13 protein-coding genes and 1 pseudogene are annotated in these 14871 nt (G+C 48.8%); 7 read left to right on the top strand and 7 right to left on the bottom strand.

From position 1 onward, the window contains the following. Nucleotides 1-18: 18 nt before the first annotated feature. The 3 genes from AC3CIC_RS15395 to gpmM form a co-directional block, all read right to left on the bottom strand. Nucleotides 19-759 (bottom strand): divergent polysaccharide deacetylase family protein, encoded by a 741-nt coding sequence (locus tag AC3CIC_RS15395; RefSeq protein ID WP_488514990.1) that lies wholly within the window; start codon nucleotides 757-759, stop codon nucleotides 19-21. A 16-nt stretch (nucleotides 760-775) separates the two neighbouring features. Continuing rightward, nucleotides 776-1939, bottom strand: a complete 1164-nt coding sequence (locus tag AC3CIC_RS15390) for a peptidoglycan DD-metalloendopeptidase family protein (protein ID WP_488514989.1) — start codon at nucleotides 1937-1939, stop codon at nucleotides 776-778. A gap of 230 nt (nucleotides 1940-2169) precedes the next feature. Next, entirely contained in the window at nucleotides 2170-3708 is a 1539-nt protein-coding gene (gene gpmM / locus AC3CIC_RS15385) for a 2,3-bisphosphoglycerate-independent phosphoglycerate mutase (protein WP_394212461.1), read from the bottom strand. A 432-nt stretch (nucleotides 3709-4140) separates the two neighbouring features. Here gpmM and AC3CIC_RS15380 point away from each other — a divergent pair, with 432 nt between their 5' ends. From AC3CIC_RS15380 to cysE, 4 genes are all read left to right on the top strand, one after another. Then, a complete protein-coding gene (locus AC3CIC_RS15380) occupies nucleotides 4141-4581 on the top strand; it encodes a rhodanese-like domain-containing protein (RefSeq protein WP_017006099.1) in 441 nt (146 codons plus the stop codon). Between the two features lie 99 nt (nucleotides 4582-4680). Then, a complete protein-coding gene (gene secB, locus AC3CIC_RS15375) occupies nucleotides 4681-5151 on the top strand; it encodes a protein-export chaperone SecB (protein ID WP_016961917.1) in 471 nt (156 codons plus the stop codon). A 24-nt stretch (nucleotides 5152-5175) separates the two neighbouring features. After that, nucleotides 5176-6207 (top strand): NAD(P)H-dependent glycerol-3-phosphate dehydrogenase, encoded by a 1032-nt coding sequence (gpsA, locus tag AC3CIC_RS15370; protein WP_016961918.1) that lies wholly within the window; start codon nucleotides 5176-5178, stop codon nucleotides 6205-6207. A gap of 279 nt (nucleotides 6208-6486) precedes the next feature. Then, the gene (cysE, locus tag AC3CIC_RS15365) at nucleotides 6487-7329 is read left to right on the top strand and encodes a serine O-acetyltransferase (RefSeq protein ID WP_016961919.1); all 843 of its coding nucleotides are present in this window, start codon (nucleotides 6487-6489) and stop codon (nucleotides 7327-7329) included. 87 nt (nucleotides 7330-7416) lie between these two features. On the opposite strand, the pseudogene pfkA reads toward cysE, so the two are convergent. The 3 genes and pseudogenes from pfkA to AC3CIC_RS15350 form a co-directional block, all read right to left on the bottom strand. Next, nucleotides 7417-8380: pseudogene (pfkA, locus tag AC3CIC_RS15360) on the bottom strand (6-phosphofructokinase). 262 nt (nucleotides 8381-8642) lie between these two features. After that, nucleotides 8643-9539, bottom strand: coding sequence for a CDF family cation-efflux transporter FieF (fieF, locus tag AC3CIC_RS15355; RefSeq protein ID WP_017006096.1), 897 nt, complete (start codon nucleotides 9537-9539; stop codon nucleotides 8643-8645). A 155-nt stretch (nucleotides 9540-9694) separates the two neighbouring features. Continuing rightward, the gene (locus tag AC3CIC_RS15350; RefSeq protein ID WP_488514988.1) at nucleotides 9695-10180 is read right to left on the bottom strand and encodes a CpxP family protein; all 486 of its coding nucleotides are present in this window, start codon (nucleotides 10178-10180) and stop codon (nucleotides 9695-9697) included. A gap of 241 nt (nucleotides 10181-10421) precedes the next feature. Between AC3CIC_RS15350 and AC3CIC_RS15345 the strand changes: the two genes are divergently transcribed. The 3 genes from AC3CIC_RS15345 (at nucleotide 10422) to AC3CIC_RS15335 (ending at nucleotide 14318) form a co-directional block, all read left to right on the top strand. Beyond that, on the top strand, nucleotides 10422-11117 hold the full coding sequence (locus AC3CIC_RS15345) for a response regulator (RefSeq protein ID WP_017002680.1): 696 nt from the start codon (nucleotides 10422-10424) through the stop codon (nucleotides 11115-11117). Next, entirely contained in the window at nucleotides 11117-12496 is a 1380-nt protein-coding gene (cpxA, locus tag AC3CIC_RS15340; RefSeq protein ID WP_488514987.1) for an envelope stress sensor histidine kinase CpxA, read from the top strand. The genes AC3CIC_RS15345 and cpxA overlap by 1 nt, the downstream gene beginning before the upstream one ends. Nucleotides 12497-12647: 151 nt before the next feature. After that, nucleotides 12648-14318, top strand: a complete 1671-nt coding sequence (locus AC3CIC_RS15335) for a methyl-accepting chemotaxis protein (RefSeq protein ID WP_488514986.1) — start codon at nucleotides 12648-12650, stop codon at nucleotides 14316-14318. Nucleotides 14319-14388: 70 nt separating this feature from the next. On the opposite strand, the gene AC3CIC_RS15330 is transcribed toward AC3CIC_RS15335, so the two are convergent. Further along, entirely contained in the window at nucleotides 14389-14868 is a 480-nt protein-coding gene (locus AC3CIC_RS15330; RefSeq protein WP_488514985.1) for a tRNA (cytidine(34)-2'-O)-methyltransferase, read from the bottom strand. Nucleotides 14869-14871 lie beyond the last annotated feature (3 nt).

Below are 14871 nucleotides of genomic sequence, written 5' to 3'. Positions count from 1 at the left end.
AAAGGTGAAAATCGCGGTTTAGGGCAAGAAGGCCTGAGAGATAGGCACTAAATCAACCCGTTGCTGAAGCTCAGGAAGTGCTTTTTGCAGCGTATCGAGTGTGATTGGGTAAGGGTGGGCTATCACGACCGCGATACCTCGTTTTTCTGCCAGTGTGACGGCCAGTTCGAGTTGATCAGAGATAAATGCTTCATTGAGATAATGGTCGAGAAAGACATGGCGGCGATTGTTGGGGAGACCATGTTGCTTCGCGATTTTTTGTGCCACCGTATTGACGGTGGTACGGCTGTCGATAAATCCCAATTGCCTGTCGTGGAGCAACTCCATAATCCAATGCATCGGTTCGCTGTGCTGAGTCAGTAAACTGCCCATATGGTTGTTCACCGCAATCGCATGAGGAACGCGATACAGCGCCTCTTGCACGGCCTCTTGCATCTCTAGTTTGGACATGTCGAGCGTTAGCACATATGACTCTTGTGGCGCGCCGGGTGGGCTTTGCATGGGCAAGTGAAGCAAGATTTCACGGTGTTGGCTAAGCGCAGTCAGTGCGACAGCGGTATCAAACTCCGTAAATGGGATCACAGAGATACTGATTGCAGCGGGGAGTTTGGCGATATCTCTTGGCATCAGGTCATAGCCGAGGTCGTCAATGATCACCGCGAGCTTGGGTTTCGTTAAGGGGTTCGCCATGGCTGGCATGGCGAACAGCAGTGCTAATGAGAGTATGATGTAGGTGGTGACAGTGACAATCCTTTGCATCTGCTACCGACTCCGCTTACCGCCCGAGCCAAGGGCTAGGGTTAGTGGCATTGCCTTTACGCCGTATTTCGAAGTAAAGGCCGGAGGAGGCTTGCCCGCCGCTGTTACCAACAAGTGCCACGGGGTCTCCCGCTTTTACTGTGTCTCCCACATTGCGCAACAGTGCTTGGTTATAGCCATAAAAACTCATGTCGCCTTTACCGTGATCAACCACCACCATCAATCCGTATCCGCGTAGCCAGTTAGACAACACCACCGTGCCATCATGAGCCGCTTTGACTTCGGCTCCTTCTTTGGCGGAAATGACCATGCCGTTCCAGCGCAATTGACCACTTTGCGGACTGCCATAACTATGCAGTACTTTGCCTTTTACTGGCCACTGCAGTTTGCCTTTGTACTTGCCGAGCCCATCCATTTTGACTTTGGCTTGTTCGGCGGCAACTCGCGCTAATTCTGCGGATTTCTCTAGTTCGACTTTGAGGCTTTTCTCGTTATCACGCAGCTCAGAAAGATAAGATTTGTCGCTTCTGATTTGGCGTTGAATGGCGCTGGCGGTTTTTTTCTGTGCCTGTTGTTCTTTTTCTAGCTTGGTTTTATCGGCTTGAAGTGATGCCAGCACAGTTTTCTGTTTTTCTGTTTGCTGAACCAGCATGCGACGTTTGAGCTGCAACTCGGTATCGGTTGCTGCCAATTCATTGATGGCATCGGTACGAGCTTTGGAAAGACGTTCGGCATAGACCGTCATGCGATCCAGTTCGTTGGTGTCTTGCCCGCTAAGCAGTGCGTTCAGCTGATTGTGTTCGCCTTGGCGATATTGGCTGTTCAGTAACTCTTTCAGTAGTTCCATCTGTCCGAGTTTGCGTTGCTCCAAGCGCTGACTTTCACGGTTGAGGGCTGCAATGTCGTCTGCCAACGACGAAAGGATCGCATTGGCGTCACGGATTTTTTTGGCGAAACCACTGATAGATTGCTCTTGCTTTTTCAGTGCCGATTGCAGGCTGTTGAGTTGTTTGCTGCTCGTATTGAGTTGTTGTTCTTGTCGGGAAATTTCATTTTTCACGCCGGATAATTGTTCATCGCTGGCGTTTGATAATGAGCTGACAAGTAGGCATAGCAAAGCGCCAGTGCATAAAGCACTGGCGCGCAATTTTTTCGATAAGCGCAAATTTATTCCCAACATGTTTGGCAGTATATCAATCTGATCATAGGTCTGCACTACTGATAGTGTCTCAGCGTCGCAAGAACAGAAAGATATTAGTGCTTCTAATTCAACAAGATTTTCAGATCAAAAATGGCGGCGTAAAGAGAACGGTAGACAATAAAAAACGCGCCGACGAAAAGGGAGTTTTTCCTTTCTCATCGACGCGTTTTAATCGCTAAATAACCGAAGTGGTATTTAGCATTGAAACATTATTTTTGCACGTAAAGCGGCTTACCAGTCATGTCTGATGGGATAGACACATCCGTCAATGAAAGCATAGTCGGCGCTAGATCGGACAATTTACCGCCGTCAAGCAGCTCGATATTCTTGCTACCAACGTAGATCAATGGAACCGGCAGGTTGGTGTGTGCAGTGTGAATGCCACCCGTTGTTGGGTCGACCATCATTTCTGCGTTACCGTGGTCAGCGGTGATCAGCAGTTGGCCGTCAACTTCTTTGATGGCTTCAACCACACGAGCGATGCAGCTATCTACTGCTTCACACGCTTTCACCGCTGCATCGTAAACACCCGTGTGGCCAACCATGTCGCCGTTCGGGTAGTTACAGATGATTTGGTCAAACTTGCCGCTCTTAATTGCAGCAACCAGTTTGTCAGTTAGTTCTTCTGAACTCATTTCAGGCTGTAGATCGTAGGTGGCCACTTTTGGTGACGCAACCAATGCACGCTCTTCGCCTTCAAACTCGTTTTCAGCGCCGCCGTTAAAGAAGAAGGTCACGTGTGCGTATTTTTCTGTTTCAGAGATACGCAGCTGAGTTTTCCCTTCTTTCGATAACCACTCACCCAGTGTATTCACTAGGTTGTCTGATGGGTATGCACAAGATGCGTCGATGTCTGATGCGTATTCAGTCAACATCACGAAATCTGACAATGCCGCCACTTTTGAACGGGTGAAACCGTCAAACGATGGCAGGAAAGTGCGAGCGATTTGGCGCGCACGGTCAGCACGGAAGTTCATGAAAATCAGGCTGTCGCCGTCATTGATAGACGCAACAGGTTGGCCTTCAGCACGGATTTCAGAGGCTTTAACAAATTCGTCGTTTTCTTCACGCGCGTATGCCGCTTCTAGTGCTTCAACGGCTGATGCGTAAGTGAAATCGCTTTTTGCTTCAGTCAGCAGGTCATACGCTTGTTCGACACGATCCCAGTTGTTATCGCGGTCCATGGCGTAGTAACGACCAATGATAGACGCTGTGCGGCCTTTACCCAGTTTTGCGAACAGCTCATCGATACGTGCCAGTGAGTTTTTCGCACTGCGAGGTGGTGTGTCACGACCGTCAAGGAAGCAGTGTAGATACACGTTTTCAGCGCCGCGCTGAACCGCCATTTCTATTGCTGCTGCAATGTGGTCTTCGTGGCTGTGAACGCCACCTGGTGACATCAGGCCCATGATGTGAACCGCTTTGCCAGCTTTCACTGCTTTATCAACTGCGCCAGTCAGAACCGCGTTGTCGAAAAACTCGCCATCAGCAATTGCTTTAGTGATGCGGGTCAGGTCTTGGTAAACAATACGACCTGCGCCAATGTTAGTGTGGCCAACTTCAGAGTTGCCCATTTGACCATCTGGCAAACCAACGTCCATGCCTGATGCTGAGATCAGGGTGCTGGTGCCCGCCATCAAGCCATCAAGGACCGGTGTTTTAGCGTTAGCAATGGCGTTGTCGCTGTTATCTTCGCGATAACCCCATCCGTCCAGAATAACGAGAGCCAAAGGCTTCTTAGCAGACATACAGTGTCCTCTTTAATGTCAATTTCGATAAAAACAATTAGCGTAACTTTACTACATTTTATTGGTTAAGCAGTAGGCAAACTTTTCCGCTAAATAATCAACAAAATTTGTAATGCCAAGCGCTTAGCTTAGATGTCTCGCGGCTTGTACCGCGTCTTATCAATATGATGGGCTCTCATATCTGACGAATACCAAGTAAATAGTTGTAGTAAGGCAACAGCCATTAAGTGAAAGCATGCCTGCTAAGCGGTTTGATAAAGTAAAGTTTTTGGCCTTACATCTGAAATGGGGATGAGTGTGACCGGTTTCAAGCTTTTGCTGTTTAGTGGCAGTGAGCGAGAGCATGGAAATCCAAGCCCATGCTGTACTTGCGAGCGCGGGAGGTTATACTCGGGGTCGATTTTTTTGCCGACATGAATGTAGAAGCGAGCTATGCAGCAGTTAATTGAATTTGTCCAAAGTAACTTGATTTTGTCACTGGTGTGGGTAGGTCTGGTTGTTGCGCTGATTTTGTCAGTCATCAAGCAGAAAACCGCTTCATACAAAATTGTCTCGCCAAATGATGCCACCGTGATGGTTAACCGTGAGAATGGTGTGTTTGTTGATATCCGTAGCCGCGACGAATACCGCGGAGGGCATATTGCAGGTGCACTTCACGTTTTGGCGAAAGACATTAAAGCCAATACCTTTGGTGATATTGAAAAACATAAATCAGACCCAATCATTCTGGTGTGCAAGACAGGCCAGACCGCAATTGAAAGCGCGAATTTGCTGACAAAAGCAGGGTTTGAGAATGTTAGCGTGCTGAAAGATGGCTTGATTTCGTGGAGCGAAGCGAACCTGCCACTTATCCGTCACAAAAAGAAAAAGTAACGCTAACAGTGAGCTATTCGACAGGCAGCTCTATTGGGGCTGCCTGACTCATTTTAGAATGCGAGAAAGCATTTGGTTAATTAACAAGGATTTATCATTATGGCTGAAGCAGCGAACAACCAACAAGATCAACAAAACTTTGCAATCCAACGTATCTTCCTGAAAGACGTGTCTTTTGAAGCGCCTAACTCTCCAGACGTTTTTCAACAAGAGTGGAACCCAGATGTGAACTTGGATCTGGACACCCAAAGCCGTGAGCTAGGCGAAGGTGTTTACGAAGTGGTTCTGCGTCTGACTGTTACCGTGAAAAACGGCGAAGAGACGGGTTTCCTTTGTGAAGTTCAGCAAGGCGGTATCTTCAGCGTTGGCGGTATGGAAGCACCACAATTGGCACATTGCCTAGGCGCATTCTGCCCGAATATCCTGTTCCCATACGCACGTGAAACCATTTCAAGCTTGGTTGTGAAAGGTACGTTCCCACAACTGAACCTTGCGCCAGTTAACTTTGACGCATTGTTCATGAACTACCTGCAAAACCAAACGCAAAACACTGAAAACGCTGACGCGTAAGCGTAGCGAAAAGGGTCGACACCAATGACAGAAAATACCCAAGCCAATGTTGCTATGGCGAATGTTGCCATGACCGTATTGGGCGCAGGTTCATACGGTACATCTCTCGCAATCTCTTTGGCTCGTAATGGTGCCAACGTCGTGTTGTGGGGGCATGAAGCGGCGCATATGGCGCAGCTTGAAATTGATCGTTCAAACGAAGCGTTTCTGCCGGGTGTCGCCTTCCCAGACTCACTGATCTTAAGTGCCGATCTAGAAGAAGCAGTGCAAGTGAGCCGAGATATCTTGGTGGTCGTGCCTAGCCATGTGTTTGGTTTGGTCTTGTCGCAAGCGAAGCCTTTCCTTCGTGTTGATCAGCGTATTTGCTGGGCAACGAAAGGACTGGAGCCGGAAACCGGTCGTTTACTGCAAGATGTTGCCAGAGAACAGCTGGGTGATGAGGTATCGCTGGCGGTATTGTCAGGTCCAACGTTTGCCAAAGAATTGGCTGCAGGTCTGCCGACCGCTATTTCTGTTGCTTCACCGGATGCAGATTTTCTTGCTGACCTGCAAGAGAAGTTTCACTGTAGCCGCACGTTTCGTGTTTACGCCAATAGTGACTTTACCGGCATTCAACTCGGTGGTGCGGTGAAAAACGTGATTGCGATTGGCGCAGGGATGTCTGATGGCATCGGCTTTGGGGCGAACGCCCGCACTGCGCTCATCACTCGCGGTCTTGCTGAGTTAACCCGCTTAGGCGTGGCGCTTGGTGCGGAGCGTGAAACCTTTATGGGCATGGCGGGCTTGGGTGATCTAGTACTGACTTGTACTGATAACCAATCTCGTAACCGCCGTTTTGGTTTGGCGCTGGGTCAAGGTAAAGGCGTGGAAGAAGCGCAGACAGAAATTGGTCAGGTGGTTGAAGGCTACCGCAATACCAAAGAAGTCCGCGTACTTGCAAAGCGCATGGACGTTGAAATGCCTATCGTCGAGCAGATTTATCAAGTGCTTTACGAGGGCAAAGATGCCCGTTTAGCTGCGCAAGATTTGCTGGCGCGTCAAAGAACGTCCGAATAGTTAAACTGTCGGCAGCACCATATTGAGTCTGAAAAAACGCGAGAGTGATTCTCGCGTTTTTTATTTTTGCGACGGATGGCAAGCAACGTGAGAATGTCAGTGCCAAACTTACCTTCGGTCAACAGTTTCAATATTGGGTTGTTTGGGTATCTATGTCACACTGAGACGATGTGATCGCCGTTAACCAACGATGATAAGCGTGTCCTAATGGCGTCTGACAGACAGAAGACGGCAGCAGCACGAGTAGCAAGGTTAGAGCAAGTTAGAAAAGGTACGAAGATGCAAAGGATGTGTGGTGAAGGCCGCGATAAAAAATGCCAGCAAGATAAAGTCTGGAAGGCCATTAAGCGCGAAGCGAAAGAGCAGACTGAGCGCGAACCTATGTTGGCGAGCTTTTTCCATGCCACCATCATTAAGCACGATACGTTGGCGGCCGCATTAAGCTATATCCTTGCCAACAAGCTTGCTACACCGAGTATGCCTGCGATGGCGGTGCGCGAAGTGGTAGAAGAAGCCTATGCAGGAGACAGCAGCATCGTCGCGTCTGCTGCGTGTGATATTTGTGCGACCGTGGAACGCGATCCTGCGATTGAGCTGTATTCGACGCCTTTGCTTTACCTAAAAGGCTTTCATGCACTGCAAGGCTTTCGCGTGGCGAATTGGCTCTGGTATCAAGGTCGTCGTGAGTTAGCCGTGTATTTGCAAAACCAAATCTCTGTCGCGTGTCAGGTGGATGTTCACCCTGCGGCGTGTATTGGTCGAGGCATCATGTTTGATCATGCTACGGGTATTGTCATTGGCGAAACCGCGGTGGTTGAAGATGATGTTTCCATTCTTCAGGACGTGACGTTAGGCGGGACGGGCAAAGAAGGTGGCGATCGTCACCCGAAAATTCGTACCGGTGTCATGATTGGTGCAGGCGCAAAAGTGCTGGGCAATATTGAAGTGGGCGAGGGGGCGAAAATCGCTGCGTGTTCAGTGGTGTTGATCCCTGTTCCTCCGCACACCACTGCGGCAGGTGTACCTGCGAAGATTGTTGGCACGCCGAGCAGTGAAACACCATCATTCGATATGGATCAGAAAATCAGTGGTAATGAGTTCATTGAAGGTGACGGCATTTAGTCACACCGTTTTTGACGCAATACCAATGGAAAGCAGAATAAAAAAACGGAGCCCATAGGCTCCGTTCTTGTCTGCGCAATCTGATGATCAGAATAGCTTGTTTGCTACGTCATACAGATCTTGGCGGAATGGGCGACGCATGTTTTCAATCGCATCAATGATGTCGTGGTGAACCATTTTTTCATGCTGGATACCCACACAACGACCACCTTCGCCTTGGATCAAAAGGTCAACCGCAAATGCACCCATACGTGATGCAAGAATACGGTCGAACGCACGTGGCTGACCGCCACGTTGAATGTGACCCAAAATGGTTGCGCGCGTTTCACGGCCAGTTTCAGCTTCAATGTACTTCGCCAATTCATTGGTGTCAGTCATCAACTCAGTGATCGCGATAATTGCGTGTTTCTTGCCTTTGTAGATACCTTCTTTGATCTTCGCGATCAGGTTCTCTTTGTCTAGGCCGATTTCTGGCGTGACGAAGTATTCACAACCGCCAGCAATTGACGCCATCAGAGTCAGATCACCACAGTGGCGACCCATCACTTCAACGATAGAAATACGCTGGTGAGAAGATGAGGTATCACGTAGACGGTCGATAGCTTCAACAACCGTGTTCAGTGCCGTCAGGTAACCGATAGTGTAGTCAGTACCTGGGATGTCGTTGTCGATAGTGCCTGGCAGACCAATACATGGGAAGCCCATTTCGGTTAGCTTCTTCGCACCCATGTATGAACCATCACCGCCGATCACAACCAGCGCTTCGATGCCGTGCATCTTCATGTTCTGGATGGCTTGCTCACGAATTTTTTCATCTTTAAATTCAGGGAAGCGTGCTGAACCTAGGAAGGTGCCACCTCTGTTGATGATATCCGATACGCTAGTACGGTTTAGTTTTTCAATACGGTTTTGGTGAAGGCGTTTGGTAGCCGTCATAAATACCGCAGACTTCAATGCCTTCACTCAATGCTGCGCGCACAACGCCGCGGATGGCTGCATTCATACCCGGGGCGTCGCCGCCACTGGTCAAAACACCAATTTTACTAACCATGGTTACCCTCTGACTTTGGGAATTGAAATTTCAAATCCATTTTCGCATGTTAAGACCGCGAGTCTTACACCCAGCTTCCCGAAGAAAAGTCTTATCAGGTAACGCGGGTATGTCTCAGCATGCGTTGACGTGCCAGTTTAGCTCGCTGGTCACGTGTTTGAAACTGTAACTTTCCTACTTATGAAAGACTATTACAATTTCACGAAGTTTTTTCGTTGATTAATATCAGTAAGCGTCGCAAATTTTCGACGGAGATTATGTATTAATTTTGCTCACGTGGTGTTTTTCCAACAACCGACACCGGATCTTGGTGAATAAGGATATCTGCACCTGGGAAAGCGATTTCTAGCCTGTCCTCAACTTCATCGGCAATAACGTGAGCATCAACCAATCGGAGGTCGTCATCCAATTCAAGATGGAGTTGGATAAAGCGTGTGGCACCAGCCTGACGCGTTCGCAGATCATGAACCCCTTCAACCCCTGACACCGTCGATGCCAATAACATGATTTTTTCCTGATCTTCAACGGGAAGTTGATGATCAAGTAACGACTGTACCGCTTGACTTGCCATTTGGAATGCACTGACAAGAATAAAGATACCGATACCAATCGCAAAGATAGAGTCCGCCATTGGGAAACCGTACCACGCCAATCCCAGTGCCACGATGATCGCGATGTTCATGTACAAGTCGGATTGATAGTGCAAAGAGTCTGCCGCGATAGCTTGGCTGCCTGTTTGTCGTACCACCCATTTTTGAAATAGTACAAGGCCAGCGGTGATGACGGTCGCGATGCCACTCATCACAACACCCGCTTCAGGGTGGAACAGCTCTGTGGGTTTAAACAATCGCTCAATGCCGCTAAGGACGAGGAAACACGCTGAGCCGACGATAAAGGCCGCCTGTGCCAATGCAGCAAGAGATTCCGCTTTGCCGTGACCGAAGCGATGTTCTTCATCGGCGGGTTGCAGTGCATAACGCACCACGACAAGGTTGGTCACGGACGCAAGCAAATCAATCAGAGAGTCGACCAATGATGCCAATAGACTAACCGAGCCGGTATACCACCAAGTGCCCAGCTTCATCAGTAAAAGGAATGAGGCGGTAATGGTTGCCGCCCACGCGGCCATCTGAACTAATCGGGCGTATTTTTCTGTCATGAGTGCATACAACTAAGAATCAGTGAACAGAGTATACCGTTTTTTAACGCAGAATTAAGGACTTGCTTGGGCGTGTTTTACGCAACATGCCGACACGTGTCGGCATGAAGGGAGATTGTTACTTGCGCATAAAGGACAACCTTTAGTGGCGGGGATTAGCCGTGGTGTTTCATGCGGTTTTGATGACGTTCGGCCATTTTTTCCATGTTCGCTTTCACTTCTGTTTTTTGTTCTGGCGTCAAAATGTTCAACATTTCATGTTGGCGTTTCATCATGCTCACGCGGCGTTCCACTTGCTGGTCGGCCATTTTTTGTGCCAGTTCGCGGACTTGTGCTTCATCAAAATTGTCAGCAAGCAGAAGCGATTGCATTTCTTGGCGTTCTGCCATCATGCCAGCTTTCATTGCACCTTTGTTCGCTTTCATGGCATCGCGATTTTGCTCACGCAGTGTTTTTAGCTCTTCTTTTTGTGCGTCGGTTAAATCAATGCCGCGCAGCAGGTGTTTACCACCCATCATGCTCTTCTCGCCGTGCATGCCTTCGCCGTCGTTGTGTTTACCGCCAGCTGCCATGACAGACATAGAACCCATCATCAGGGGAAGCGCGATAATAGTAGCAACAATGCGTTTTGATAATTTCATGATGTTCTCTCCGGTATAAATAAGGTCGTGTTCTTGGTTTATGTCGTTCGGCTTCGTTATTCGAATTCGCCGTTTGTTTGCGTGTTTCCGTTTCGATGTGGCCACTTTACCGTTCTGGACGTAAACCGGTGTTCATCGTACGTAAAGCAATGTAAAGGGGCGTAAACCTGCTGTTTACTCATGGCATCGCTGTTATGAATCGCAGATACTATCTTCATCAGCATTTATACGAGCGTGTACCATGAGCAAAATCCTTCTGATTGACGATGACATTGAACTGACTGGCTTACTTCGTGATTTATTAGAACTAGAAGGCTATGAGGTAGAGATCGCCAATAATGGTCAGCAAGGGCTAGACCAAATTAATGACGAGATTGATTTGGTATTGCTGGACGTGATGATGCCGGTGCTCAATGGCATGGAAACCTTACGCCGTCTTCGAGATAGCTGGGACACCCCTGTATTAATGCTGACGGCGAAAGGGGAGGAAATTGACCGTGTGATGGGGTTAGAGCTAGGCGCGGATGATTATCTGCCCAAGCCTTTTAGTGATCGTGAGTTGTTAGCCCGTATGCGTGCGATTTTACGTCGAACGGCTAAAACGGGTGATGATAAACGAAGCGAAGAAGCGCAAGAGTCGATTGAGTATCAAGATATCGTCATCTTCCCCGGAAAAATGGAAGTGTATTGTCAGCACCAATTGATCGACCTGACAGGCACAGAAACCGCGCTGTTGACCTATTTGGTGAGACAGCCCGGCAGCATTGTTGCCAAAGCCGATATTAGTCTCAATGTGCTAGGAAAGCGATTGGCCCCGTTTGATCGCGCCATTGATATGCACATTTCCAATATTCGTAAAAAACTGCCTGAACGTGAAGACAGCAAACCACGAATTAAAACGCTGCGTGGACGTGGCTATTTGCTGGTGGAGGCATAATGAAACTGCCGACCATCAAAAGCCTGTATGGCCGAATATTTGCCATTTTCTGGCTCACGCTCTTGTTGGTGTTGATTGCTGTATTAATGGCACAACACAGTGACCCAAGACAACAGCATGCCTTGCCGTCTAGCGCGAAAGTGGAATATCTTCAAATGGCTGAAACGGTATCCGCACAGATAGCCAAACGCAGTGGCTCACTGAAAAATAGGTTGATGCACGTTCAGCGTAAGCAACCAGAGAGATCGTCTGTAAAGCTCTACTTTACGACAGTGGATGGCGATTTTTTGGGGAAAGGTCATCACGGTAGCAGTCGAGCGCTGAAAAACTTTATCACCTTAGCGGATGATCCTGACGCGCCCATGCAGCGCTTGTATGGTCGCTGGATGTTGGCCGGTCCTTTTATCGTTGAGGACAAAAACCAGAGCGCTTTAATGTACGTCGGAAAAATGTGGCGTCAAGCGCCGCCATTCTATGTTCAAATCCTCGATAGACCATTTCAACTGCTGCTCGTGACCATGGTAGTGAGTACGCCTTTATTACTTTGGCTCGCTTGGGCAGTAACAAGGCCGGCGCGTCGTCTTCAGGCGGCAGCAGAGCGAGTCGCGCAAGGGCGATTTGAAACTGACCCTGACTTAGAGAAAGGCCCTCGAGAGTTTCATCAAGCGGGCGCCAGTTTTAACCAAATGGTGACGGCGCTTAATCAAATGATCAGCGGACAACAGCGGCTCTTATCCGATATATCTCACGAGCTACGTTCGCCACTGACCCGACTTCGTATGGCGAATGCGCTCGCGATTCGCAAGCAAGGGCAAAGTGACAACCTCACACGCATTGATACCGAAGCAGAGCGCATGGAAAAAATGATTGCAGATTTGCTGTCCTTGTCTCGTATGCAAATCAACAGTCACTCCGAACGAGATCTGTATTCTTTGTCTGAGCTTTGGCAAACGCTACTAGAAGACGCTGAATTTGAAGCTGAGCAGTGTGGCAAGCACCTGACATACGGCGTGATACCAAACGCCAGTATTGAAGGAAATGGCCCATTGCTTTGTAGCGCTTTGGAAAATGTTGTCCGTAATGCCATCAAATATGCTAATCAACAAATTGATGTGACGATGTCGGTGACAGGCACGTCGTTAAACGTGATTGTGAGTGATGATGGTGATGGCGTTCCTGAAGAAATGCTCGTTGACATATTCCGGCCTTTCTATCGCGTATCGACCGCGCGGGATCGTGAGAGCGGGGGAACGGGCCTTGGATTGGCTATCACTGACAGCGCGATGCGACAGCACAATGGTCGCGCTGAGGCGTGCATTAATCGCCACGGGGGCTTAACGGTGACCTTGGTGTTTGATTTGATTAATACAGCAACTTAGCCTTTCCATTATCACTAAATTACTCAAACCTTCCGGGGAGTGTCTCACTTTCGAGAGTCACTGCTAACCTTAGAGAAGCGGCTGTGTCCTGTCGGCACAGCACTCTCGACATTAACGCGCACTCTGTGCGTTTTAAAGGAGCAGTTAGCATATGTCCTCTAATGTGACTATCAAACAGCGACTGACTATGTTTGTCGCTTTGGTATGCGGCATACAAATCTTAGTCGGTGCTTTTGTTTTCTATAAATTGGCTTACATCGAAAGCCATGTACAGGGTGTAGCGTATCGAGATATTCCTGTTCTTGCTTCAATCAGTAAAGCCACAGAGCATCAAGTCGAACAGAGAGTGCACTACAACAAAGCATTCCGGTATGCCTTGGAAATTGGGACAGAACCCAAGGCTCAAGCCAACTACGATAAAGAAAAAGCCTATTTCTACACGCTCGGCGACAAAGCCATTAACGATTTCAATACCATAGAACACATTTTTACTGAAGGAACGGTGAATGGTACGGCGGAAGAACAGGTCGCGTTTAATTCGGTCAATGCTAAATTGACGGATGTGGTGGCACTGCACGCAAAGTGGATGGTGCATGTTGAGGACGTATTCAAGGAGTTAGAAGGTGGGCACGTGCATGAAGCAGAAATGCTTGATGCCGTCGTTGGTGAAGAGGCCGAAGCGACCACGAAACAGGTTGATAGCCTGCTAGCGGATGTGGGGAAGTTCACTGAAGGCGCTGTCCTTGATATTGAAGAAAAAGCGGTGTTGTTAGAAATTGCCGTTGTTTCTTCAGTGATTGTGGCTTTGCTTGTTGCCATAATTATGTCGAGGATTATCCTCAATCGCATCTATGCAGGACTCACGAAAGTGTCTAATGCGTTGGCCATTCAAGCTGCTGGGGATTTCAGTCGGTCTGCGGTCATCGATGAACCGGGCATCATTGGCGAGCTCCAGAAAAACATGGAGGGGACACGAAAAAGTACCAACGCCATGATCGCTAAAGTAGCCGACGAGGTCGGCGAAGCGGTGAAGATGCTTAATACCGCCGCGCAAGCAGTAAAAAGAAACTCCGATGCGCAAAGCGGCGAAATCATTCAAGTCGCGACGGCAGTGAATGAAATGTCTGCGACTGCACAAGAGATTTCAAACAACGCGATCCAAACACAGACGGCGACCGAGAGCGCGTCGCAGCAATCCTCCGAGAGCATGCGAATTAATCAAGAGTCGATGAAGCAAACCAATTCGTTGATCGAGAGCTTGAACCTGAGCAGTGTTGCGCTTACCGAGCTTGAGAAAAACAGTGGTAACATTACCTCTGTGTTAGATGTGATTAAGGGCATCGCCGAGCAGACCAACCTACTGGCTCTTAATGCCGCGATTGAAGCAGCACGTGCTGGTGAACAGGGGCGCGGTTTTGCCGTAGTTGCTGATGAAGTTCGTAGCTTGGCACAACGCACCCATGATTCGACTTCAGAAATTGAAACCATGATTGCGCAGCTTAGCAGTGTCACCAAAGAAGCGGTGGATACCATGCAAAAGAGCTGTGAGATGGGTGATCAAACGCTCAAGCTCTCGCAAGAGTCTTCCTCATTACTGGCTCAGGCTGGCAATGCGACAGCAGAAGTCACCGACATGAACTTGTTGGTGGCCAGTGCGGCGGAGCAGCAAAGTGGTGTCGTGGAAGAGATTAACGTGAACGTGAATAAGATCAGCGAGATGGCAACGCAGAGTGCGTCGGAAGTTGAGATGCTGGTGGAGGCCACTTCGCGGCTCAATCAAATATCGAGCGATCTGCAGGCGTCCACCGGGAAAACAGCCTGATGCGTTGCTAACGACATTGGCAGTTTGGATAGGAATAAAAAAAGCAGGTGACCCTGCTTTTTTTGTGCCCCTAAATCCCGCCGACAAAGCCCAACTGACGCCATGCTTCATAGCTAATAATGGAGACTGAGTTCGCTAGGTTAAGGCTACGACTGTCTGGCATCATTGGCACGCGAATGCGGTGTTCTGGTTTGAATGCATCACGAATGCTATCGGGAAGACCACAGGTCTCAGAACCAAACAAGAAAATATCACCGGCTTGGTAACTCACGTCTGAATGGGGACGACTGCCTTTGGTGGTGCAGGCAAAAATACGGAGATCACCTTCGTTTGCGAGATGCATGGCATCGAGAAACGCTTGATAGTTCGGGTAGCGGGTGACGTTGGCTAGATCATGGTAATCAAGCCCAGCGCGGCGCAGTTTCTTCTCTTCAAAATCAAAACCAAGCGGCTCAATCAAATGAAGTTTGCAGCCGGTATTCGCCGCCAAACGGATAATGTTGCCAGTATTGGGAGCGATTTGAGGTTCGTGAAGGACAATATGGAACATGAT

It is taken from the genome of Enterovibrio sp. QJM3NY_24, from assembly GCF_057786035.1.
Note: the sequence above shows the minus strand (reverse complement) of the source record. Positions and strands in the feature narration are given on the sequence as shown.

Excerpts from the sequence above, each read along its gene's own strand:
- AC3CIC_RS15395 (WP_488514990.1), bottom strand. The coding sequence starts at position 759 with ATGCAAAGGATTGTCACTGTCACCACCTACATCATACTCTCATTAGCA.
- AC3CIC_RS15390 (WP_488514989.1), bottom strand. The coding sequence starts at position 1,939 with ATGTTGGGAATAAATTTGCGCTTATCGAAAAAATTGCGCGCCAGTGCT.
- gpmM (WP_394212461.1), bottom strand. The coding sequence starts at position 3,708 with ATGTCTGCTAAGAAGCCTTTGGCTCTCGTTATTCTGGACGGATGGGGT.
- AC3CIC_RS15380 (WP_017006099.1), top strand. The coding sequence starts at position 4,141 with ATGCAGCAGTTAATTGAATTTGTCCAAAGTAACTTGATTTTGTCACTG.
- secB (WP_016961917.1), top strand. The coding sequence starts at position 4,681 with ATGGCTGAAGCAGCGAACAACCAACAAGATCAACAAAACTTTGCAATC.
- gpsA (WP_016961918.1), top strand. The coding sequence starts at position 5,176 with ATGACAGAAAATACCCAAGCCAATGTTGCTATGGCGAATGTTGCCATG.
- cysE (WP_016961919.1), top strand. The coding sequence starts at position 6,487 with ATGCAAAGGATGTGTGGTGAAGGCCGCGATAAAAAATGCCAGCAAGAT.
- fieF (WP_017006096.1), bottom strand. The coding sequence starts at position 9,539 with ATGACAGAAAAATACGCCCGATTAGTTCAGATGGCCGCGTGGGCGGCA.
- AC3CIC_RS15350 (WP_488514988.1), bottom strand. The coding sequence starts at position 10,180 with ATGAAATTATCAAAACGCATTGTTGCTACTATTATCGCGCTTCCCCTG.
- AC3CIC_RS15345 (WP_017002680.1), top strand. The coding sequence starts at position 10,422 with ATGAGCAAAATCCTTCTGATTGACGATGACATTGAACTGACTGGCTTA.
- cpxA (WP_488514987.1), top strand. The coding sequence starts at position 11,117 with ATGAAACTGCCGACCATCAAAAGCCTGTATGGCCGAATATTTGCCATT.
- AC3CIC_RS15335 (WP_488514986.1), top strand. The coding sequence starts at position 12,648 with ATGTCCTCTAATGTGACTATCAAACAGCGACTGACTATGTTTGTCGCT.
- AC3CIC_RS15330 (WP_488514985.1), bottom strand. The coding sequence starts at position 14,868 with ATGTTCCATATTGTCCTTCACGAACCTCAAATCGCTCCCAATACTGGC.